The organism is Methylobacterium sp. WL7 (assembly GCF_008040085.1).
Classification (GTDB): Bacteria; Pseudomonadota; Alphaproteobacteria; order Rhizobiales; family Beijerinckiaceae; genus Methylobacterium; species Methylobacterium mesophilicum.
This window is the reverse complement of sequence record NZ_VRVG01000108.1, coordinates 1-19349: the sequence shown is the minus strand read 5'-3', so window position 1 is coordinate 19349 and position 19349 is coordinate 1. Positions and strand designations below refer to the sequence as shown.

At 65.4% G+C, this 19349-nt stretch carries 18 protein-coding genes and 3 pseudogenes; 14 read left to right on the top strand and 7 right to left on the bottom strand.

Annotated features, from left to right (window positions below; all coding sequences use genetic code 11):
- Positions 1–25 precede the first annotated feature (25 nt).
- Positions 26–127: pseudogene (locus FV233_RS30565) on the top strand (IS5/IS1182 family transposase); the annotation flags it as partial.
- Between the two features lie 409 nt (positions 128–536).
- Positions 537–2060: a carbohydrate porin gene (locus tag FV233_RS22005; protein ID WP_147853222.1), complete on the top strand. Its 1524-nt coding sequence runs from the start codon at positions 537–539 to the stop codon at positions 2058–2060.
- A 19-nt stretch (positions 2061–2079) separates the two neighbouring features.
- On the opposite strand, the gene FV233_RS22000 is transcribed toward FV233_RS22005, so the two are convergent.
- On the bottom strand, positions 2080–3123 hold the full coding sequence (locus FV233_RS22000) for a transporter (protein ID WP_238263083.1): 1044 nt from the start codon (positions 3121–3123) through the stop codon (positions 2080–2082).
- Between the two features lie 5 nt (positions 3124–3128).
- Positions 3129–4712: an inorganic phosphate transporter gene (locus FV233_RS21995; protein WP_238263086.1), complete on the bottom strand. Its 1584-nt coding sequence runs from the start codon at positions 4710–4712 to the stop codon at positions 3129–3131.
- 603 nt (positions 4713–5315) lie between these two features.
- Here FV233_RS21995 and FV233_RS31285 point away from each other — a divergent pair.
- Positions 5316–5779, top strand: a pseudogene (locus FV233_RS31285) (CYTH domain-containing protein).
- A 532-nt stretch (positions 5780–6311) separates the two neighbouring features.
- Here the strand turns inward: FV233_RS31285 and FV233_RS21985 are convergent.
- Entirely contained in the window at positions 6312–7211 is a 900-nt protein-coding gene (locus tag FV233_RS21985; RefSeq protein ID WP_147853224.1) for a LysR family transcriptional regulator, read from the bottom strand.
- A gap of 117 nt (positions 7212–7328) precedes the next feature.
- Between FV233_RS21985 and FV233_RS21980 the strand changes: the two genes are divergently transcribed.
- Genes FV233_RS21980 through FV233_RS21970 form a run of 3 tightly spaced genes read left to right on the top strand, consistent with a single transcriptional unit; the run spans position 7329 to position 10335 of the window.
- Positions 7329–8651 (top strand): citrate:proton symporter, encoded by a 1323-nt coding sequence (locus FV233_RS21980; protein WP_147853251.1) that lies wholly within the window; start codon positions 7329–7331, stop codon positions 8649–8651.
- 16 nt (positions 8652–8667) lie between these two features.
- Complete coding sequence (locus FV233_RS21975; protein WP_147853225.1) at positions 8668–10005, top strand: acyclic terpene utilization AtuA family protein; 1338 nt, start codon at positions 8668–8670, stop codon at positions 10003–10005.
- An 18-nt stretch (positions 10006–10023) separates the two neighbouring features.
- On the top strand, positions 10024–10335 hold the full coding sequence (locus tag FV233_RS21970) for a hypothetical protein (RefSeq protein ID WP_147853226.1): 312 nt from the start codon (positions 10024–10026) through the stop codon (positions 10333–10335).
- A 460-nt stretch (positions 10336–10795) separates the two neighbouring features.
- On the opposite strand, the gene FV233_RS21965 is transcribed toward FV233_RS21970, so the two are convergent.
- Together FV233_RS21965 and FV233_RS21960 are read right to left on the bottom strand one after the other, a co-directional pair.
- Positions 10796–11332 carry a hypothetical protein gene (locus FV233_RS21965; RefSeq protein WP_147853242.1) on the bottom strand — a complete coding sequence of 179 codons (537 nt, stop codon included), beginning with the start codon at positions 11330–11332 and terminating at the stop codon, positions 10796–10798.
- A 107-nt stretch (positions 11333–11439) separates the two neighbouring features.
- Positions 11440–11724, bottom strand: a complete 285-nt coding sequence (locus FV233_RS21960; protein WP_187278195.1) for a lysozyme inhibitor LprI family protein — start codon at positions 11722–11724, stop codon at positions 11440–11442.
- A 268-nt stretch (positions 11725–11992) separates the two neighbouring features.
- Here FV233_RS21960 and FV233_RS21955 point away from each other — a divergent pair, with 268 nt between their 5' ends.
- From FV233_RS21955 to FV233_RS21940, 4 genes are all read left to right on the top strand, one after another.
- Positions 11993–12391: a hypothetical protein gene (locus FV233_RS21955; RefSeq protein ID WP_147898772.1), complete on the top strand. Its 399-nt coding sequence runs from the start codon at positions 11993–11995 to the stop codon at positions 12389–12391.
- A gap of 166 nt (positions 12392–12557) precedes the next feature.
- A complete protein-coding gene (locus FV233_RS21950; RefSeq protein ID WP_147898771.1) occupies positions 12558–13256 on the top strand; it encodes a hypothetical protein in 699 nt (232 codons plus the stop codon).
- A 197-nt stretch (positions 13257–13453) separates the two neighbouring features.
- On the top strand, positions 13454–13990 hold the full coding sequence (locus tag FV233_RS21945) for a glyoxalase superfamily protein (protein ID WP_147853246.1): 537 nt from the start codon (positions 13454–13456) through the stop codon (positions 13988–13990).
- Positions 13991–14039: 49 nt separating this feature from the next.
- The gene (locus tag FV233_RS21940; RefSeq protein ID WP_147853247.1) at positions 14040–14390 is read left to right on the top strand and encodes an MmcQ/YjbR family DNA-binding protein; all 351 of its coding nucleotides are present in this window, start codon (positions 14040–14042) and stop codon (positions 14388–14390) included.
- A gap of 184 nt (positions 14391–14574) precedes the next feature.
- Here FV233_RS21940 and FV233_RS21935 read toward each other — a convergent pair whose 3' ends face one another.
- Positions 14575–14862 carry a hypothetical protein gene (locus FV233_RS21935; protein WP_147853248.1) on the bottom strand — a complete coding sequence of 96 codons (288 nt, stop codon included), beginning with the start codon at positions 14860–14862 and terminating at the stop codon, positions 14575–14577.
- Between the two features lie 423 nt (positions 14863–15285).
- On the opposite strand from FV233_RS21935, the gene FV233_RS21930 reads away from it, so the two are divergent.
- Positions 15286–16635 carry a tetratricopeptide repeat protein gene (locus tag FV233_RS21930; protein WP_147853249.1) on the top strand — a complete coding sequence of 450 codons (1350 nt, stop codon included), beginning with the start codon at positions 15286–15288 and terminating at the stop codon, positions 16633–16635.
- A 118-nt stretch (positions 16636–16753) separates the two neighbouring features.
- On the opposite strand, the gene FV233_RS30550 is transcribed toward FV233_RS21930, so the two are convergent.
- Positions 16754–16927, bottom strand: a complete 174-nt coding sequence (locus FV233_RS30550; protein ID WP_187277905.1) for a hypothetical protein — start codon at positions 16925–16927, stop codon at positions 16754–16756.
- Between the two features lie 560 nt (positions 16928–17487).
- On the opposite strand from FV233_RS30550, the gene FV233_RS21920 reads away from it, so the two are divergent.
- The 3 genes and pseudogenes from FV233_RS21920 to FV233_RS21910 form a co-directional block, all read left to right on the top strand.
- Positions 17488–18324, top strand: a complete 837-nt coding sequence (locus FV233_RS21920; RefSeq protein ID WP_187277904.1) for a class I SAM-dependent methyltransferase — start codon at positions 17488–17490, stop codon at positions 18322–18324.
- A gap of 186 nt (positions 18325–18510) precedes the next feature.
- Positions 18511–18942: a hypothetical protein gene (locus FV233_RS21915; RefSeq protein ID WP_238262711.1), complete on the top strand. Its 432-nt coding sequence runs from the start codon at positions 18511–18513 to the stop codon at positions 18940–18942.
- A 325-nt stretch (positions 18943–19267) separates the two neighbouring features.
- Positions 19268–19349, top strand: a pseudogene (locus FV233_RS21910) (IS5/IS1182 family transposase); the annotation flags it as partial.

Genomic DNA, 19349 nt, shown 5'->3' with positions numbered 1-19349 from the left:
CGCCGCGTGCAGCACGGAGGCGGCGATGGCGGAGCTGTTCTGGCTCTCGGATGCGCAGTGGGCGGTGATCGAACCGTTCATGCCGAAGGATCAACCCGGACCGGCGCGCAAGGACGACCGGCAGATCTTCCCCCGCATCGCCACACGATACGACAAGCTCGCCCGTAACTACGCCTCAGCCCTCGCTCTCGCCGCCGTCATCGCGTTCTGGTGCTGATCGAGTCCAGACCCTACGGCTTGGCGCGCCTATTTTGCTCGGCCAGGAGGTCGTCGTCGCGTTCGTCTATGACTGCGACGTGGCGGGAACCAGTCCATGCAGCTCGAACCCCGCCATCACCTCATGCTGGTCGTAGGGGTTGTGCGGATCGATCCAGAGGTGCTTCGGCATGGTAGGGGCTGGTTGACACCACCGGTTCGGCGAGGCGGGTCTCCTAGTCATGAGCCGTTACGAAGGCTTGAACGCTCATAAATGCCGACGGAAAGCCGTAAATGATTCCAGCGACCTCCGTGTCGTCGAACGGTGATGAGCTGTGTAGATGCTCTGGCTTCCAACCGGATCGGAGATCGAGGTGCGTTCCTCCCGCCGCACCAACATCATTGCCGTCGTTGCGCTTGCCCTCTGGCTGCCGCCAAACCTAGGCGCGGCCCAAACTGAGGGAGTTGAGGCACGAGCCACGGCTGCACGGCTTGCGGCCGAAGGCATAGCCATCGGCTCGCCCTCCGGCGCGGGAGGTGATCCGCAGACTTCGGTGGCCCAGCCCGTCTTCTCGGCCGGTCGTGCGGCGGAGGTGACGACCTCGTTCCAGCCCCTACTCGGGGCTGCAGGCGACCCGGGAGGATACCGCTCCTTCCTGGAACGCCACGGGATCACCTTCGGACTGATCACGGTGGCGGAGACCTACCGCGATGTTCGTGGCGGACTGCGACGCGGCTCTACAGGCCTGACGCTGCTCGATCTCGACGTCGACGTGGATCTCGACACCCTGGCCGGATGGAAAGGGACCACGGCCCACGCCACGGTTTACCAGATCCAGGGAAGCGGCACCTCTCGCTCGCGCGTCGGCAACCTCATGACCATCAGCGAGATCGAGGCCCTGCCCGCCTCGCGCCTGTCCGAACTTTGGCTGGAGCAAAGCCTGTTCGACGACCGGCTGTTCCTCCGCGTCGGCCAGCTCTCCGCTGACACCGAGTACATGGTGAGCCAGACCAGCATCCTGTTCACCAACGGCACCTTCGGCTGGCCGGCGATATTCGCCGCGAACATGACCGACGGAGGGCCGGCCTACCCGCTCTCGGCGCCAACCGTCCGCCTGAAGTACGTACCGACCCGGGAGCTCTCGTTCCAGGCGAGCTTGATCGACGGCACGCCCGGCGGAGGCAACCCGCGCTCCGGGATCGACCCGCAGCGCCGCAACCCGAACGGCACCCGCTTTCCGGTCTCCGATCCGCCGCTCGTAATCGCCGAAGTTTCATACGCCTACAATGCCCGCCCCGGCGACACCGGCCTGCCCGGCACCGTGACGTTCGGGGGCTGGCACCGGTTCGGCCGCGTCGATGCCCTCATGCCCGACCCCGTGAGCGGACTCGGCCGAAGGGTTTCGGAAGATTCTGGAATCTACGGGGTAATCGACCAGACGATCTACCAGGAGCCGAACGATCCCAACGACGGCGCCAGCGTGTTCCTGCGGGCCTCGGCGTCCCCCGGCGACCGCAACCTCGTGGATTTCTACCTCGACGGTGGCATTGCCTATCGCGGCCTTTTCCCCGGTCGCTCGGACGACACCCTCGGGTTCGGCATTGGCGTTACGCACATCTCCCGCGTGGCGCGGCGGCTCGACGCGATTGCCGCCCTGCAGAGCGCGACGCCCGCCCCACGCCGCAGCGCCGAGCTGTTGCTGGAGGCAACCTATCAGGCCGTGCTCGCTCCCGGCATCGCCTTGCAGCCGACCGTGCAGTACGTCGTCCATCCGGGGGGCGGAATCTCAAACCCCCGCGATCCCGACGGCAGCCGGGTGCGCAACGCCTTGGTGTTCGGCCTTCGCGCCATCACCCGCTACTGAGCCGCACGCGCTTCCTTGCTCAATCCCGCGGCGGCCGGATGCCCAGGACGCGGATCAGCGCGTAGGCGACGACCGCCGAGAGGCAGGCGATGGCGATGGCCACGGTGGAGCCGGCCTCGTTGTCCGCGAGCGGCAGGCTCTTGGTGTTCATGCCGAATAGCCCGGTCACGAGCGTCGGCGGCAGGAACAGCGCGGTGAGCACCGACAGCATGTAAAGCTGCCGGTTCGAGGCCTGCGCGAGATAGGAGGACAGCTCCTCCTGCATCAGACGGCTGCGGTCCGCGAGCAGGACCATGTCGCGATCAAGCGCGTCGAGCCGCTGCGCGATCCGGGTGGCCGCGGCGATGGCCGCATCCGGGACCTCTTCGTCGGCCGAAGCGGTCTCCAGGCGATGGAACACCGCGCGCAGTCCCAGCAACTGCCGGTGCAGCCGGACCGCGTCCCGACGGATCGGGCCGAGGCGTCGACGCTCGCCGCGAACGCGCTCGTCGAGGATGTGGTCCTCGATCTCGTCGAGCTCATCGGCCAGGCGAGCGCCGGTATCGGCCATCGAGGTCACGACCTGCCCGACGATGACGTCGAGCAGTTGGATCGGCGCCAGGATGCCGCGACCGTCAACAGCGGCGTCACGGGCGAGGTCCGGTCCGAGGACGGGATGTCGCCGGCCGCTCGCGAGCAGGCGCGGCCCCATGACGAAATGTAAGCGCCCGCCGGCGTCGATCCTGGGGCCTTCACCGGCCTCCCGTACGAGATCGGCCACGACGCCGCCGATATGGCCTGCCTCGACGATGAGGCGCTGGTGCGGATCGCTAGCGAAGGCCGCGGCTGCGAGACGGGGCGGGCCGAGGCGTCCTTCGTCGATCACGGCCGGCAATCGCGCGTCGTTCAGGTTGAAGTGCAGCCAGGTGAATGCCTCGCCGAAGTTCCCTGGGGCAGGCAGCGCCTCACCGTGCTCGACGAGGTGACCGCAGCCACTCTCATCGAAGCGCATCGCCCATAGCAGCCCCGGAAGCGCCGGCTCGTCGCACAGGCGACGAGCGGTTGTCGCGGTGCCGGCCTCCATCCGTCTCAGAACACGTGGCGCAGGATGAAGAACAGCGTCCCGGCGATGAGGATCGCGGCCGGCAGCGTCATGATCCAGGCCAGCGCCATGTTGCGCACCGTGGACATCTGCAGGCCCGAGCCGTTGGCCGCCATCGTTCCTGCGACGCCCGACGACAGGATGTGGGTGGTCGAGACCGGCAGGCCATAGAGCTCTGCGAGGCCGATGGTGCCCGCGGCCACGATCTCGGCCGAGGCGCCCTGGGCGTAGGTGAGGTGGGTCTTGCCGATCTTCTCGCCGACCGTGACGACGATCCGCTTCCAGCCGACCATGGTGCCGAGGCCGAGCGCCAGTGCGACGCAGACCTTCACCCAGCTCGGGATGTAGCGCGTGCCTTCGTTGAGGAGCTCGGTGTAGCCCTTCAGCGTCTTGGCCTCGGCCTCGGACAGCGTCGCGCCGCTCTTCGGCAGCAGGCGGATCGCGTCGGAAGCGAGGTACATGTCGTTACGCACGTTCGAGGTCGCTCCCGCCGGAACTTGCTGGAGCGAGCCGTAGCCCTTCACCGACGCCGCGATGTCGGTCGAGAGCGCGGACAGAGCACCGAACACCTCCGGCTTGTTGAGCTCCTTCGCCTTCAGCGCGTCGGCGACCGTCTTGCGGGCCTGGGCGGCGTCGGGCCGTACCCCGCCACCGGAATAGGTCGAGAACACCTTGCTGGCGGCATCCGAGGTCTGGACGAAGGCCGGAGTCGCATCGGCGTTCATGGTCCGGTTCAGGGCGTAGGCGGTGGGCGCCGCGCCGATCAGGATCAACATGATCAGGCCCATGCCCTTCTGGCCGTCGTTGCCGCCGTGGAAGAACGACACCAGGGTGCAGGTCAGGATTAGGAGGCCGCGGATCCACAGCGGGGGCGGGGCGTCGCCCTTGGGGGCCTCGTACAGGTCCTTGCGGCGCACGGTGAACTTGAGGGCGAGAAGCAGTAAGGCGGCAGCCACGAAGCCGCAGATCGGGCTGAAGGCGAGTGCCTTGAACACGCCGAGCGCCTGCGTCCAGTCGACCCCAGATGTACCGTCCTGGCCACCCATCAGCTGGTTGGCAAGGCCGACGCCCAGCACCGAGCCAATCAGCGCGTGCGACGAGGAGTTCGGTAGGCCGAGGGCCCAGGTCCCGAGGTTCCAGAGGATGGCCGCAATGAGCAGGGAGAAGATCATTGCGTAGCCAGCGCCCGAGCCGACCTGGAGGATCAGCTCCACCGGCAGCAGGGTGACGATGGCGTAGGCGACGGCGCCCGAGGACAGCAGCACGCCGAGGAAGTTGAAGGTCCCGGACCAGATCACTGCCACCAGCGGCGGCATCGAGTGGGTGTAGATCACCGTGGCCACGGCGTTGGCAGTGTCGTGGAACCCGTTCACGAACTCGAAGGCGAGCGCGATCAGCAGCGCGAGCCCCAGGAGAGCGAAGGCGCCCAGTGCTAGGGGCTCCTGGTGGACGGCGTTCATGTCGGCGATCAGACTGAACACCGCGTAGCCGAGCCCTGCGACGAGCACGAGCAGGAAGGCAATGATGCCTCCGGGATGAATGCCGTGATCGAGCTTGGGTTTACCGGCCATCACAGGCCCAACTGTGCCGGTCGGTGCCAGGATTGCGTCGGGCATGGGCACCTTGAGAATTTATTTCGCTGATCGGGGATTAAAGTGCCTCCGTGACGATGAGGTGACGGTCTAGAGGTATCGTGCTTATCCCGCGTGCCGAATTCCGGCCTATGACCTTCCATTCGGGCGGAATACAATCGGAACCTAATTTTCCGCCCCTTGATGTCCAGGTTCTTGAATGCCGTTCTGTTCTTCGACATCAAATATCGCGATACGCAGCGTAATGCGGGACAGGTGAAAGGGCGTTGGCATTCGGGACGACAAGCAGGGAGCGAAGTGAGTCCAAGGGTGTCGGACATTCCATCGCGCTATGCGGTCAGCATTACATCCAACAGAATAGCTACGAGTGCCGTCGCGGAGACAGCGGAGGGACGGCAGATATTATCCCACGTGAGACGATTCATGACTTCCTCTGCGCGAATTTCTCCGATGAGCCAGATCTGCGGCTTGGCGATTATTCGGACATCATGATGAACCCGATGCGCCCGGTCCGAACGCCTTGGTTGGCTGTCGCTAGACCTGACGGACTAACCGTGCGCTTCACTCAGGTCCGGGAGCGGCATGCGGTTCAAGATCGAGCGGAAGTTTCTGATGGCGAACGAACGGTGGCGGGACGCAGCATAGGGCGCCCGTAACCTCAAGATGGACTGGTCGGCCAGTTCGCGCGCGGCAAGGTTCGCGTACCGCTTGATACGGACCGTGCCTGGCTGACGGTAAAAGGTAGCCGCGTCCACGGGGGCATCACCAGACCGGAGTTCGAGTACGAGATCCCGCCCACCGACGCCGAGGCGATGCTGCAAGATGTCTGCGTCAGGTGCCTGATCGAGAAGACCCGGTATTGCGTTCCATACGCCGGTCTGAGTGGGGAGGTGGACGTCTTCCGGGGCGCGCTCGCGGGCATCACGCCGGCCGAAGTCGAACCCACGCATGAGGCTCAGACGTTCATCAAGCCCGATTGGATCGAGGAGGAAGTCACGGCCGATCTCCGCTTCCGGCAGTCGACGCTCGTGCATCTATGCAGCTAAATCAACCGACCGGTGACCCTGGCCGACGTGCTGGCTCTCCGGCCGTCCGACCGGTAGGTCGCGAGGCATCGGGCAACGCGATCGACTTCGAAGCGGCATCGGAAAACATGTGGCCGACCGTGTTCCGCGCTCCGGCGAGCCACGTTAGACCCGGCCACCGAGACACTGTGCGAACTTCTCGACCAAGGTCAGGCTCAGACCGCCCTCGCGGGATTGACGCGAAGTCCTTACCGTCGATCACCACCGTGAGGCAAAACACGCCGCAGTCGGAATGCCGCTTGATCACCACGCTGATCCGGCCGCTGCCATCTAGGTCGAAGGCGTAAAGGCTGCATCTCCTTCCTGCCTAGACATACGCCGTCCCGGCCAGCGCAGCCTTAGTCGCTGCGATGCCGCGATCGCCTTGGTGGGTCCAGTACCATCAGCACCGCTCGGGCGCGGATCTCGGGGGAATATGGTGGGGGTCACTTCGTCATCGCTCCATCCTCTCAAGCGTGGGAGCCTCCGGGAAACCTGGCATGGTTCAGCCCGACTAACCCACCGGGTGTACGATCAGTCCTGACAACAGCATGCAAAACGCCTCGGCAGCTGTGGGTATCGTCCGGCCTGCTTTCTTGATCAGGCAGACCGGACGCTTGAAGTGCGGATCATCGATCGGACGCGAATGAAGTTCGGGCTCAGCCCGTATCTCACGCGCCGAGCCAGGTAGGATCGTCAGGCCGAGGCCGGCCCGAACCATGCCGACTGCGGTCATCATGTAAGTCGCCTCGCAGGCCACGATGGGGAGCCGACCAGCTGCGGTAAATGCCAAATCGACTACGGTCCGCACGCTCGTGGCAGGATCCATCAATATCAGAGGATACGCGGCCAGAGTTTCGACGGTGACGTTCGGCAACACGCTGATCGGATTGTCGCGGGGATAGACCACGTGCAAAATATCATTGGTCCGATGCAGCACACTGATCTCCGGATCGCAGATATCGCCGCCGACGATACCCAGATCGACTACCTCGCTTCGTACGAGGTCGAGCACCCGTTGCGCGATCACGTCTTTGATCACGAACTTCATGCGCGGATGCGCGGCACGAAAGAGAGCGATCGCCTCCGATAGCGAACTCGCCGCGAAGGATGGCAGCGTTGCGACGCGCACAATCCCGTGGCGTTGAACTGCAAGATCGCGGGTGTCGATCACTACCGCGTCGAGGTCCCGCAGGACCCGAAGAAACACCGGCAGCAACTCGCGGCCAAGGCGCGTCGGCGCGACCGTGCGGCTGGTACGGTCGAGGAGACGTGCGTCGAGCATCTCCTCAAGGCGCTGAACCTGCACCGTGAGCGCAGGCTGGGACAGGTTCAGCAGGGCGGCGGCGCGGGTGAAGCTTCCGGCTTGGACGACGGACACAAAGGCCCGCACCTGTCGCAGATTGAGATCCATAATCTCCGGCTATCCCTGCCATCCGATCTTTTCAATTGCATCATGCAGTACCTCACCGTTTTCTGGTCGGGCAGAAGCGCGGACTCAAACAGCGCTGCAGTCCATCGGGAGGAACAGATGCTGGCCTTGCTCGGCTTGTGCACGATTGCGCTGCTGCTCGCCGTGATCCTGACCAAGCGCATGTCCCCGCTTGTGGCCCTGATCGTCATACCGGTGGCGGCCGCGCTGATCGGCGGGTTCGGGCTCGACACCGGCAAGTTCGTCCTGACCGGATTGCAGAACCTCGCCGGTGTCGTCGGCATGTTCGTGTTCGCGATCCTGTTCTTCGGCATCGTCAGCGACGCAGGAATGCTCGATCCGATCGTCGATCGGATCCTCGCTGCTGTCGGGACGCGCCCGACCCGGATCGTGCCGGGGACCACCCTGCTTGCCCTGCTCATTCATCTCGATGGCTCGGGCGCGGTGACCTTCCTGATCACCATTCCCGCAATGCTGCCGCTCTACGACCGGGTCGGGATCGACCGGCGGATCCTGGCATGCGCCGCGTCGATGGCGGCGGGAGTCAATTTCCTGCCCTGGACCGGGCCGATGATCCGCGCCTCGGCTGCGCTTAAGCTGCCGGTCCCGGAAATCTTCTCGCCGTTGGTGCCGGTGCAACTGGTCGGCTTGGTTTTTATCTTCGCCGTCTCGTACTGGCTCGGCCTGCGGGAGGAGCGTCGTCTCGCGCTTGCTCCCGGTACCGCCGCCGCGGGGATCGCCCCCGGCTCGGCTACGATTGCCCGCACGCTGAGCGATGCAGAGCGAGCCTTGCGCCGTCCGGGCCGGTTCTGGATCAACATCTTACTCACCGTCGCCATTCTCGGGACGATGGTGTTCATGGCCGAGAAGGTGCCACCGGCCCTGATGTTCATGCTCGGCACGGCGCTGGCGCTGATCATCAACTATCCGCAGGTTGACGCCCAGCGTCAGCGCATCGACGCGCATGCCAAAGCCGCGATCCTAATGGCCTCGATTCTCCTGGCCGCCGGCGTGTTCACCGGGATCATGCAGGGCACCGGCATGCTCAAGGCGATGGCCCAGACCGCCGTGACCTTCGTGCCGCCGGAAATGGGCGGCCACATCCCCTTCGCGCTGGGCCTGGTGTCGATGCCGCTGTCGATGCTGTTCGACCCGGACTCGTTCTACTTTGGCGTCCTGCCCGTCGTATCCGAGGTCGCCCACCAGCTCGGCGTGCCGCCGGTACAGGTCGCGCAGGGCGCGCTGTTAGGTCAGATGACCACGGGCTTTCCTGTGAGCCCGCTGACGCCGGCGACCTTCCTGGTCTGCGGCCTGACCGGGATTGATCTCGCCGACCACCAGAAGTTCACCTTCCCGTTCCTGCTCGCGGCCTCGGTGGTGATGACCTTCGCCTGCGTCGTCCTCGGCGTCTTCCCCCTCTGACAGCGGAGATCCGTCCATGAGAACCGTCCGCTTGGGCGCCGGCGCGGGCTACGCCGGCGACCGTATCGAGCCCGCAGTCGAACTCGCAGAAAGGGGCGAGATCGATTATCTCGTGTTCGAGTGCTTGGCCGAGCGCACAATCGCGTTGGCTCAGCAGGCCAAGCTGCAAGACCCGGAGGGCGGTTACGACCCGCTGCTGGAGGCTCGCATGCGGGCGGTGCTCGCGCCGTGCCGGGCCCGCGGCATCCGCATCGTGACCAACATGGGCGCGGCCAACCCGATCGCCGCCGCGCAGAAGACCCAGACACTGGCGCGGAACCTCGGTCTTACCGGGCTGAGGATCGCCGCCGTCACGGGCGACGACCTGCTCGACGCGGTGCGAGCCGGCGACTTCACACTGGAGGAGAGCTGCGCGCCAGCGGCCAGCCTCGGCAACCGCATCGTCTCGGCCAACGCCTATCTCGGCGCGGCCCCGATCGTCGCAGCCCTCGCGGACGGGGCCGACGTGGTCGTCACCGGCCGCGTCGGCGATCCGGCCCTGTTCCTCGCTCCCCTGGTTCACGAGTTCGGCTGGGCGATGGACGATTGGAAGCGCCTGGGCCGCGGCACCCTCGTCGGCCATCTGCTCGAATGCGCCGGCCAGATTACCGGCGGCTACTTCGCCGATCCCGGCTGCAAGGACGTCCCAGGTCTGGCGCGCCTCGGCTTTCCCATCGGTATCGTGGCGGAGGATGGGACAGTCGAGATCACGAAGGTCGACGGATCAGGTGGCCGGATCAGCCTCGCCACCTGCAAGGAACAGATGCTCTACGAGGTGCACGACCCGGCCCGCTATCTCCAGCCTGATGTGGTCGGCGATTTCTCCGAGGTCGAGATGGAACAGATCGGCCCGAATCGCGTGCGGGCGACAGGTGCGACGGGCTCGCCGGCGACTGGGTTCCTGAAGGTCTCAGTCGGGTACGTCGACTCCTACATCGGCGAGGGGCAGATCTCCTACGCCGGAACCGGCGCCCTGGCCCGAGGTCGGCTCGCCCTTGAGGTGGTGCGTGAGCGCCTTGCGCTCACTGGCGTGGTGGTGAGCGAGTTGCGCTGCGACCTGATCGGCGTCGATAGCCTGCACGGGGAGGCGCTGTCGGGCGGGCGGGAGCCATACGAGGTCCGGCTCCGCGTCGCCGGTCGCACCGAGACCCTCGCCGAGGCGGTGCGTATCGGCAACGAGGTCGAGACGCTCTACACCAACGGGCCGGCCGGCGGCGGCGGCGCCTGGAAGTCGGCACGCGAGGTGGTGGCGGTGCAGTCGGTCCTTGTCCCGGCGACGCTCGCCCGGCCGCGCGTGCAGTTCGTTGAAGCCTGAGAGCCGGGAGACTCAAGAATGAAGCTGCGCGCGCTCGCCCACTCCCGCACCGGAGACAAGGGCAATACGTCGAACATCGCGCTGATCGCCTACGACATGGCGGATTACGGGCATCTCGAGGCGCATGTCACGCCCGAGCGGGTGAAGGAGCACTTCTGCGAGATCGTGATCGGCGAGGTCATCCGCTACGCGCTACCCAAGATCGGGGCGCTGAATTTCGTGTTGAAGGGCGCCCTGGGCGGCGGCGTGACGCGCTCGTTGGCGCTAGATGCACACGGTAAGGGGCTGGGCTCAGCACTGCTCGATCTGGATATCCCGGACCGAACCTGAACGGACATTGTGCGCATCGAGTGAAAGCCGTTGACCTGTTTGATCTCAGCTGTGCGGCGTTGGACGCGGGTAGCTACTAGGATGAGAGTTCCTGACGTCCGCTTCAGGGGATCGCCGATGGTGTTTCGAATGACCGATTTGGGCGCAGAGCCGAACGACCGCTTTGGCGCGGGTCGGCGATCCGGCATGGCGTAGTCTGGCCGAAAGCCGCATGTCCGCTTCTGAGGCGGTCCGGCGCAAAAGCAGACGATCTCCTTGCGACCTGAGCCAGATGTAGAACGAGTTCAGAGCTCTTTTCATAAGCGGACGTGCCGGGCGCAGGCGGACGGACGCTCAGCGAACCCGCCCCGCCTTGATGAGCGTCCGCGCTGGTGCGTCTTCCATCATCGACCGCCTGTCAGCCGATGATTTTGTCAGGGGTCGCGAGCGCAATGGCGACCGGCGGCCGGTCGCTGTCCTGTCAAGGCAGGCGACGGTAGACGCCGGCGAATACCGTGCCGCCGGGCAGTTCGCAGGTGCCGGATTGGGTGACCTCCCAACGGTCCGCATTCAGCGGCGCAAAGGCCAGCCTGCAGGGGCCATCGGAGTAGGTGGCGTGCCCTTCCCGGAGGTCCAACAAGGCGTCAGTCCCGATGGCGAACACATCGCCCGCCTCCTCGCCGCCGGCCCCGATGTACGTCGAAGAAAGGGACACGCTGGCGAAGCCGTGGACCGGCCCCACGACGTTGAGGGTCGCGTGGTTGCCCTTGGGCTCCTCGCTGAAGAAGTCCGTGCCGACGATGGTCCCTCCCTCGGACCGTTGTAGTTCGGCGTTCCGCCTGTCGTAGGCCTCGGCCAGGCAGACTGAGGCGTTGCAGATCTGAGCGGTCCTCAGCCACTTTCGCTGCCGCGCCTCGACCCCATCGCGCTTGCCGGCCTTCAGGGCGGCCGCGTAAAGCCTCGCCATGATCTCGTCCCGGGCACCGAGGGCGGCATCCCCGCAGACGAGGCGCTCCATTCCAGTCGACGCCTTGGCGCAGTCAAAGCTTGCCGCTTAGGCAGCCGGCGCCACGATAGCGAATGCCGCGGATGCCCCGAGGTAGGTCGCCGAGTGCCGCAGGACGCTTACCGCTCGCATGACATGTCCCCGCCCGGGCAAGCCAACTGGTCCGTCAGGTCGCGGGTCCGGCGCTCGGTCATGGCGGTCTCGCATTCCTCGATGAGCATGGGCATGATCGAGCCGTTCCTATCGGGGTGCTCAGCGTCGTAGCCGGTCTCAAGCTGGCATTCGAGGTCGCGGAAGCGCCGCCATGCCTTTTGCGCAGGGTCGAGGTTGCGCCGCCCGTTCGGATCGAGCTTGGCCTGCCGGGCATCCTGTGCCTTCGCGAGGCCGACCTCGGCATCGTCCAACTGCGCTTGGCGCATAGCGTCCCCTCGATCTGGTTCGGGGCGTCCGCGCAGAGCGTCGGCACCTCCGCCGCCGCCGCCGTCGACCAGAGCATCAGGACAGCGAGGCATGCCTGCTTCATTGCGAGGCTCCTTGCGGACGGAACCATCATCGCGGCCGTGCCCGAGACTTTGCCGGTGGTAACATGGCGGGCTAACGTCGCCTAAGAACACACCTTGGGAGGCTACGACGCCGAACCGAGCCACGACAGACCAACGCCGAGACCCGGTCGTGCGGGTGCTCGGCGGCTACCTCGCCGCCGTGGCGGCGGCGATAACCGTCTTGATGCTGGCGGGAGCGTCCGCCGCGCTGGTCGAGCCTTCACCCCCAATCTTCGCCGAGTTAGTCTTCCCATCCGACTGGGGCTCGGTTGCAATCACTTTCGTCATGGCCACGTTGTTCGTGACGGTCTTCGCGATGCCGGGCTTCCTCTTGTGCCTGGCCGTCTCGGTCCGGTTGGGCCTGCGCCACCCGGCCATCCACATGGCCTGCGGTGCCGCCATCGGTCTCGTCCTGGGGCGCCTGTTGCCCGTCACGGTCGATCACCTGGTGCAAGCCGCGGCCGCCGGGGCGGTGGGCGGCGCGGTCTACTGGCATCTCGCCGTCAGAGGCGTTGCCGGTCGACGTTGAATGAGCTGGCCGGCAGGTCGGGCGATGGCGACAGGCCAGATCACTTCACCGTGAGCCCCTTCTGGCGGAGACCGTCGTTAGGCTGGCGCGAGAGATGGCGCCGCGACAGGATCGACTTCTGTGCCTTCCGGCAGTCCTTGCTGCCCGCAACGGGGGAGAGGAACCGATGAAGAGAATCATCGCTCTGCTCCTCATCGTGGGAGCCGCCGCGACCGCGGCCCTCCATTTTACCTACCCAGCCGCAGCCGCCGCGGGTTGCCCGTCCTGCTACGGTTTCACCGATCTGGGCGACGGCGTTTACGTCGAGGGTGACATGTCCCCGGACCGTCGCGCCGCTGCCAAGGCGACAATCGAGACGGCGCGCGCCCGGGTACGCGAGTTCTACGGCGACCTGCGGTCGTCCCCCCGCGTGCTGCTCTGCGCGACCGAGGCCTGTTACCGGCCCCTCGGCGGCGGTTCGCGCGACGTCACCCTGCTCGACCGAGCGCTGATCCTGTCACCCCGGGGGGCCGATACCGTTATCGCGGCCCATGAACTGGCTCACGCCGAACTCCATAGGCGGATCGGCCTTAGGGCAACGCTCGCGCGCACCGTGCCGCAATGGTTCGACGAGGGGCTTGCCGTGGTTGTGTCCGACGATCCACGCTACCTCGCACCAGGCGCGGAGCGCTGTCTTGTGGAACCAGGCGGCGACCTGCCGACCGCGCGTGCGGCCTGGATAGAGACAGCAGAGAGCGCGGGCCTCTACGCCAGGGCCGCCTGCAAAGTCAGCCGGTGGCTCGACGCACACGGTGGCGCAGCGGGCATCCTGCGCCTCGCGGCGAGCGGGTCCTTCGAGGAGATCACCGCTAGCACGGGGTCGTAGTCTGCCGAGAGCGGGCGGCCGTCTTGGCGTTCGAACCGACCTCGGGGTAGCCTGGCGCCGGGCCGATGCTGCCTGCCGCTCGCCCCGGGAACGGGATGGTGAATGCATCGCGGACGACCACCCCCACCGGATCCCTGACCGGCGACGGGTCGGCAATGCGGGCACCGACAGACCGACGCCGGCTTGGGGAGAGTACCATGACGACCGTCGACCAGGCGAAGGCTATGGCCAAGCGGCTGCGCGCCGCGCTGTCCGCCCGGGACCTCGCCGTCTCGCACGCGACCACCCTCGAACTCGTCGCCGCCAGCCTCGGGCACGACGACTGGAACACCGCTTCCGCCGCCCTCGACCGCCCTGCGGAGAACGTGCCACGATTCCTGGAGGCGGTGCCGATCTTACGTATCTTCGACGAGGCCAAAGCGCGCGAGTTCTACTGCGGGTTCCTCGGCTTCGAGACTGGGTTCGAGCACCGTTTCGAGCCAAGTCTGCCCCTCTACATGGAGGTCGCCCGCGCCGGCTTACGGCTGCACCTGTCCGAGCACCATGGCGATGCCAGCCCTGGCTCGACGGTGTTCGTGCCAATGCGGGGTGTCCATGCCTATCACCGCCAACTGACCGACAAGCGCTACGGCTATGCTCAGCCGGGCATCGAGCAGGCACCCTGGGGCGACGTGCTGGAGGTGGCGGACCCGTTCGGGAACCGGCTGCGCTTCTGCGAGCGCCGCGCCGGGTGACTGGAGAACCGGTCGCTTCGATCAGTCACTGACTGAAAGAAGGGCAGCGATGGGCGTCGACATCGAACACGTGAAGACGCTCATCGCGACGCTTGAGGCGGTAACCTCTGGCCCACACTTCCACAGGACCGCCTTCCGGACGCCGCGCAAGTCATTCGCGACGCTGGATGAGGCCGCCCTCGACATCAACCTGATGTTCGACCCGGATCATCGCGATTTTTTCTGCGAGCAGGTGCCAGAGGCTTTCAGCCCGGTACCCGGCGGATGGGGGCGGATGGGGGCGACCAGATGCGATCTCTCTGCCGTCGATGAGGCGACCCTGCGCTCGGCTCTCGCAGCCGCCCATCGTCTGGCTGCCCCGAAGCCGCGGACGCGGCGCCGACGGGATGGCGGCGCGTGACGCCGTTGTCTCATCCCCGGAGGCCTTGGACGATATCATCCGTTGGGCAAACGCGAACTTGCAGGGGAAGAATGGTCCTGATGACATCGAAAGGAGCGTCAGATCGCAGCTCCCGTTGTCACTGGCGATGGTCAGGCAATCATGCCCCCCATCAACCAGCATTTCGGACCCGCCACGGTCAGCATCACGAATGATCGTAAAATCCCCATTCTCGTAGAAACTCGTAATAGCGCCTCTGCTCCGGCGTGAGCGGCGGAGCAAACACGGCATCCCGCCACATCATGACGCCGAAGCCGCTGATCATGATCCCACCGAACAGGCCGCCCCACCACAGGCTGTTGGTCGCCCAGGCATCATCGGTAAGCATCAGGAAGGTTCCGCTAACGAGCGTCCCCGTTGCTCCTACCGAAAGAAACCTTCGCCCCATCTTGCGGAGCTCATGACGGTTCTCGGGTAAATCCGGGTCGCACATGACGGAAGCCCTCCAGCTATCCGACTATGACTGCCGCTACGTCGCGGCACCTCAACGACAATCGAGATGGCTTTTTGAGACACGCCCAACGTCTTGTCTCACGCCAGATAGACTAGAGCCTCTGGAACTGAACGCCGCAAACCGTGCCAAATTACCTGACGACGGAAAGTCCGCCTTCAATTTTTACCTCCTCAGAAGCAGACCGGCACGAATCCACCCGCCCCGGTCATAGAGTGAACGGACGGCTCCCGACCCAATCCTGACAAAATAGCGGGCCTGCTACAAATCTGGAAGCGAACGTGTGTCTATAGACGACCATGGAATTATTTCCTCAAATTTGCACTTGGTGGTGAGGCAAGAACTTGAAACCGGGACGCTTGTCGCCAGCTGTTGTTTGGTTGCGAACTTGATGTGGGAACCCCGATGAACCTAGGTAGGTGCGTCTTCCTCGTTGGTGCGCTGTGGGTCAGCGCTCCAGCCGGTGCGAGCGCAAGTGACACCAGTCTTCGAGACGGCCAGATCGCGTTTGCTATGGGAAATTACACCGCGGCGATCGCGGCCCTCAACGAGGCGATCCATTCCTCCCCTGATGATCCGGTGGCCTACCATGCCCGGGGTGTAGCCTACCTAAGGGCGAACGACCCCTCCCGGGCACGCGACGATTTTGATGCCGTGATCCGGCTTCGTCCTGCGGATGCGTCGGCGTTCACCAACCGCAGCACCGCTTACCTACAGCTGCAGCAACTCGACGCGGCGATCAGCGACGCGAGCGAAGCCATACGGTTGCGACCAGGCGAAGCCGCTGTCGCCTACGCTAACCGCGCCGCAGCCTTCTACAGGCAGAAGCGTAACGACGAAGCGGCGGCGGATTACGAACGCGCGCTGGCGATCAATCCCCGCTTTGCGGACGCGCATTGGGGACGCGGTCTACTGTATGCCCGTGCGGGCGATCCAAGGCGGGCCATCGCTGCCTACGATGCCGCCTTGTTCTATAACTCTGGCGTCGCGCGATATCTGAACTCTCGCGGCAACGCCTATCGTGTCGAGGGCAACCTTGAACAGGCGCGGATGGATTTCGATGCAGCCATCGCGGCCGAGCCGTCGAACGCGATGTACCATCTTAATCGCGCCTCTGCGTCCGCCGGCAGCGACAACACGAAAGCACTCTCCGAAACGGACGAGGCGATCCGGCTGAACCCCTCCTATTCCAATGCGCTTCGCTATCGTGGAGCGCTCAAGCTTGCGCTCGGCCAGCTCGATGCGGCCATCGTCGATTTCGACGCGGCCCTCCACAAGGACCCTGCCAACGCTCAAGCCTACCTCGAACGCGGCGAGGCGCGCTACCGTAAGCACGATCTTGATCTCGCCCTTGCCGACTTCGATGCCGCCATAACCCGCGCACCAAGTCTTCCACGCGCTCACCTGGGTCGAAGCGCATGCCTTCTGGACCAAGGCAACCCAACGGATGCCCTGGCTGCCGCGGACGTTGCCATCAAGCTGAAAGGGGACGATGCAGGCGCGTTCAACCTGCGCGGTATCATCTACGAGCGAGCAGGCAACCTTGGCGCAGCTTTGTCGGACCTCAGTGAAGCGGTCAGGCTCAGTCCGACATTCGCGACCGCTTTCGTGAATCGGAGCCGGGTTCTCGCTACTCTGGGCGACAAGCTTCAAGCCGCGTCCGACCGTGCCGAGGCCCGCCGTCTCGGCGCCGACCCTCCCATCGATCCCAATACGATGCGCCGTTTGCAAAACACGGCGACTCCCCACGATTGAACCGGTACGCGTGGGTGCCTCCGCCTCCTCGAAGCAGAGCCATAAGGGAGTTCGGCTAGGCACGGGACACCATCCCGGCCACTTGACCCGGTGGGCCTTATCGGATGGGCCTTCAGCCTCAGGAGGCTTGCGGCCCGGGCGACCAAGTGCGCAATCGGCGCATCAGCCAGATCAGGATCGTCAGGGCTACGAGGTTCACCGATATGCTTACCTCCTCCCTGGGGCCCAGCGAGAGCACGTAGGTGCCGGGACGGACCTCGCCCAGGCTCGTGGTGGATACGGCCCTTCTCACGCCAGGGGAGGCGGTCGCCGCAATCGAGGCTGCGATCAACGGGTCATCCGGAAGAGCGTCCCCGACCTCCTGAGCAGGGAGGCCGCCTACTACCCAGTGCGGTCGTTCCGCTGCCGACCCTTCTCGGACGGCAAGTCAGACGCATTCTAAGGTCTGCAATCTGTTGGGAGCAGACATTCGCAGGATCTCAGTACCGTCACTAAGTTCCCGAATGGGCCTAAACTGTCTCCATCGGCTGTACCGGAACCCGAATGCTGGCCCTCATGAGGCGTAGAACCGTCTCGTGGTGGGGTCTTGGCAGGGCATACCCATCTAAGATGAAAACCGAACTTCCGAGATGGGTTAGGACCGATGCCTGCAACTGCAGATGGCATCACGCGATCCGCACCTACGTTCTTTTCCCGGTTGCATGTATTGATTTCATGCAACCATAAATAGCAATGGCTGGCGCTCATGCTGCTGCCTTGCCCGACCATGGGTCCAGCGGTCCAGATGTCGATCGGCCCTGGTTTCTCCCGCTGATCCCGATCGTACGTCACGGTTCAAGGGAGCCCGCCGCCATGCTGAGATCACCCATCACGACGCTCGACGGCTACCATGGTCTCCTGCCGCGCGCCTGGACGCGGGATGAGACCTGCGACGAAGCCTACGTCGACGCGCAGAACGACTTCCAGGCGACCAAGGCCCGGGCCTTTGTCCTGCCGATCGTGCGGGAGGCTCCGGTTCGGACCATCCTAGACGTTGGCTGCGGCATGGGCGGCATGGCGGTGGCCCTGGAAAAGGAGGGCTACGAGAGCTACGGCATTGACCTGCCCGGGCTGACGCGCCGCTGGTCGTCGGCCGGTCGGAGTGCCGATCGGTTCTACCTGGTTGATCCGGACGCGTTCGAGCTCCCCTTCCTCGACGGCACCATCGATTTCGCCTTCACCTTCGGCGCCATCGAGCACGTCGGCACGACCAACGGTCACGCTGACCGCCGTCCCGACTGGCACGCGGTTCGCCAGCAGTGGCTGCGGGAGATCTTCCGCGTCCTTTCCCCAGGCGGGCGGATGCTGATCGGCGGCCCCAACCGTGCCTTTCCGATCGACGTGGCCCACGGCCCCGACAACCAGGCGGCGTCCTGGGAGCGCTGGCTCGCGCGCCGGCTCGGCGCCACCGTCCACCGGCCCTGGGGCGACAACTTTCTGTGGGCCTACCCGGACGTGCACCGCTACCTTGAGGGGCTGCCCTACACGATGGAGGCCCGCAGCATCGGCGGGTTTCTCGACTTCTCGCGGGTTCCGGCCTTCGCGCGCACGGCGGCGCGCGCCTACGTCAATCGCATGCCCCGCGCGCTGCTGGACACGGGGTTCAACCCGTGGGTGATGGCGCTGGTCACTCGCTCTGCTGAGAGCTGAGCAGGCCCCGGGCATGCGCCGGCGGCCCTTAGAGGGACGCTCGACCGACCTTGGAGATTGCACGTGACGGCGGCTTGCGAAGCGGACGGCGGGCAGGGGGCTGCCTGGCGGCGCCCCCGGTTCTCGGAAGTGCGCGGGGCCCTGCGGGCGGACCACGAGCATTGGCGGCGGCACGGACACGGCTCCGTGCGCCTGCGGGCCGGCTACCAAGCGTCCTGCCTGTACCGGCTCTCCCGCTACGCCTTTGAGCGCGAATGGCGGGCAGCGGCCTGGTTCCTGTGGATCGCTAACATCTGGTGGACCGGCGCTGACATCACGCCGTCGAGCCAGATCGGGGACGGCCTGTACATGCCACAGCCAAATGGGGTCGTGATCGCGGGAGCGGTCGGTCGCTGCGCGGCCCTGGGCAGGCAAGTCGTGATTGGGGGCCTAACTAGGGCCCCCACAGCGGACATCGGGGCCGGCCCTGGTCTGCCAGTCCTGGGCGATAGCGTCACCGTGGAGAGCCGAGCGTCGGTACTTGGCCCCATCCGCATCGGCGACGGTGCGCGGATCGGGCCGGGCTGCGTTGTTCGGACGAGCGTCGATCCTGGGCTGGGGGTCGACCTGATTGCCTGACGCCATGGCCACCTCTCAGCAGACGGTCTGCTATAGGCCGCTTGCTGACGTTAGGGCGCTTAGGTGCCAGTGTCGGCTCCCCACCCATCACAGACGTTCATACAAGCTATCTGGAACGGCGTAATCTGGCCGAAAGCGGCGCGTCCGCTTCGAAGAAGGGCCCGCTGAAACGCGGACGGGCTAAGACCGGCCCAACCCGGCTGTTCCGCAATGTTTACGTCGGCCCCGAGAGCGGTCATCAGCAGCAGCGCGCTCGCATTCGGGTTTGCACGGCGTCGTCTAGAGGCTGTTATGAACTGAATGGGTGAGGTTTGCGTTTTTGGGCATGAGCGCAGGTCGTGCCGGCTATCCCTCTGACGTGTCCGATGAGGAATGGGCGCTGGTTGCGCCGTATCTGGCGCTGCTGC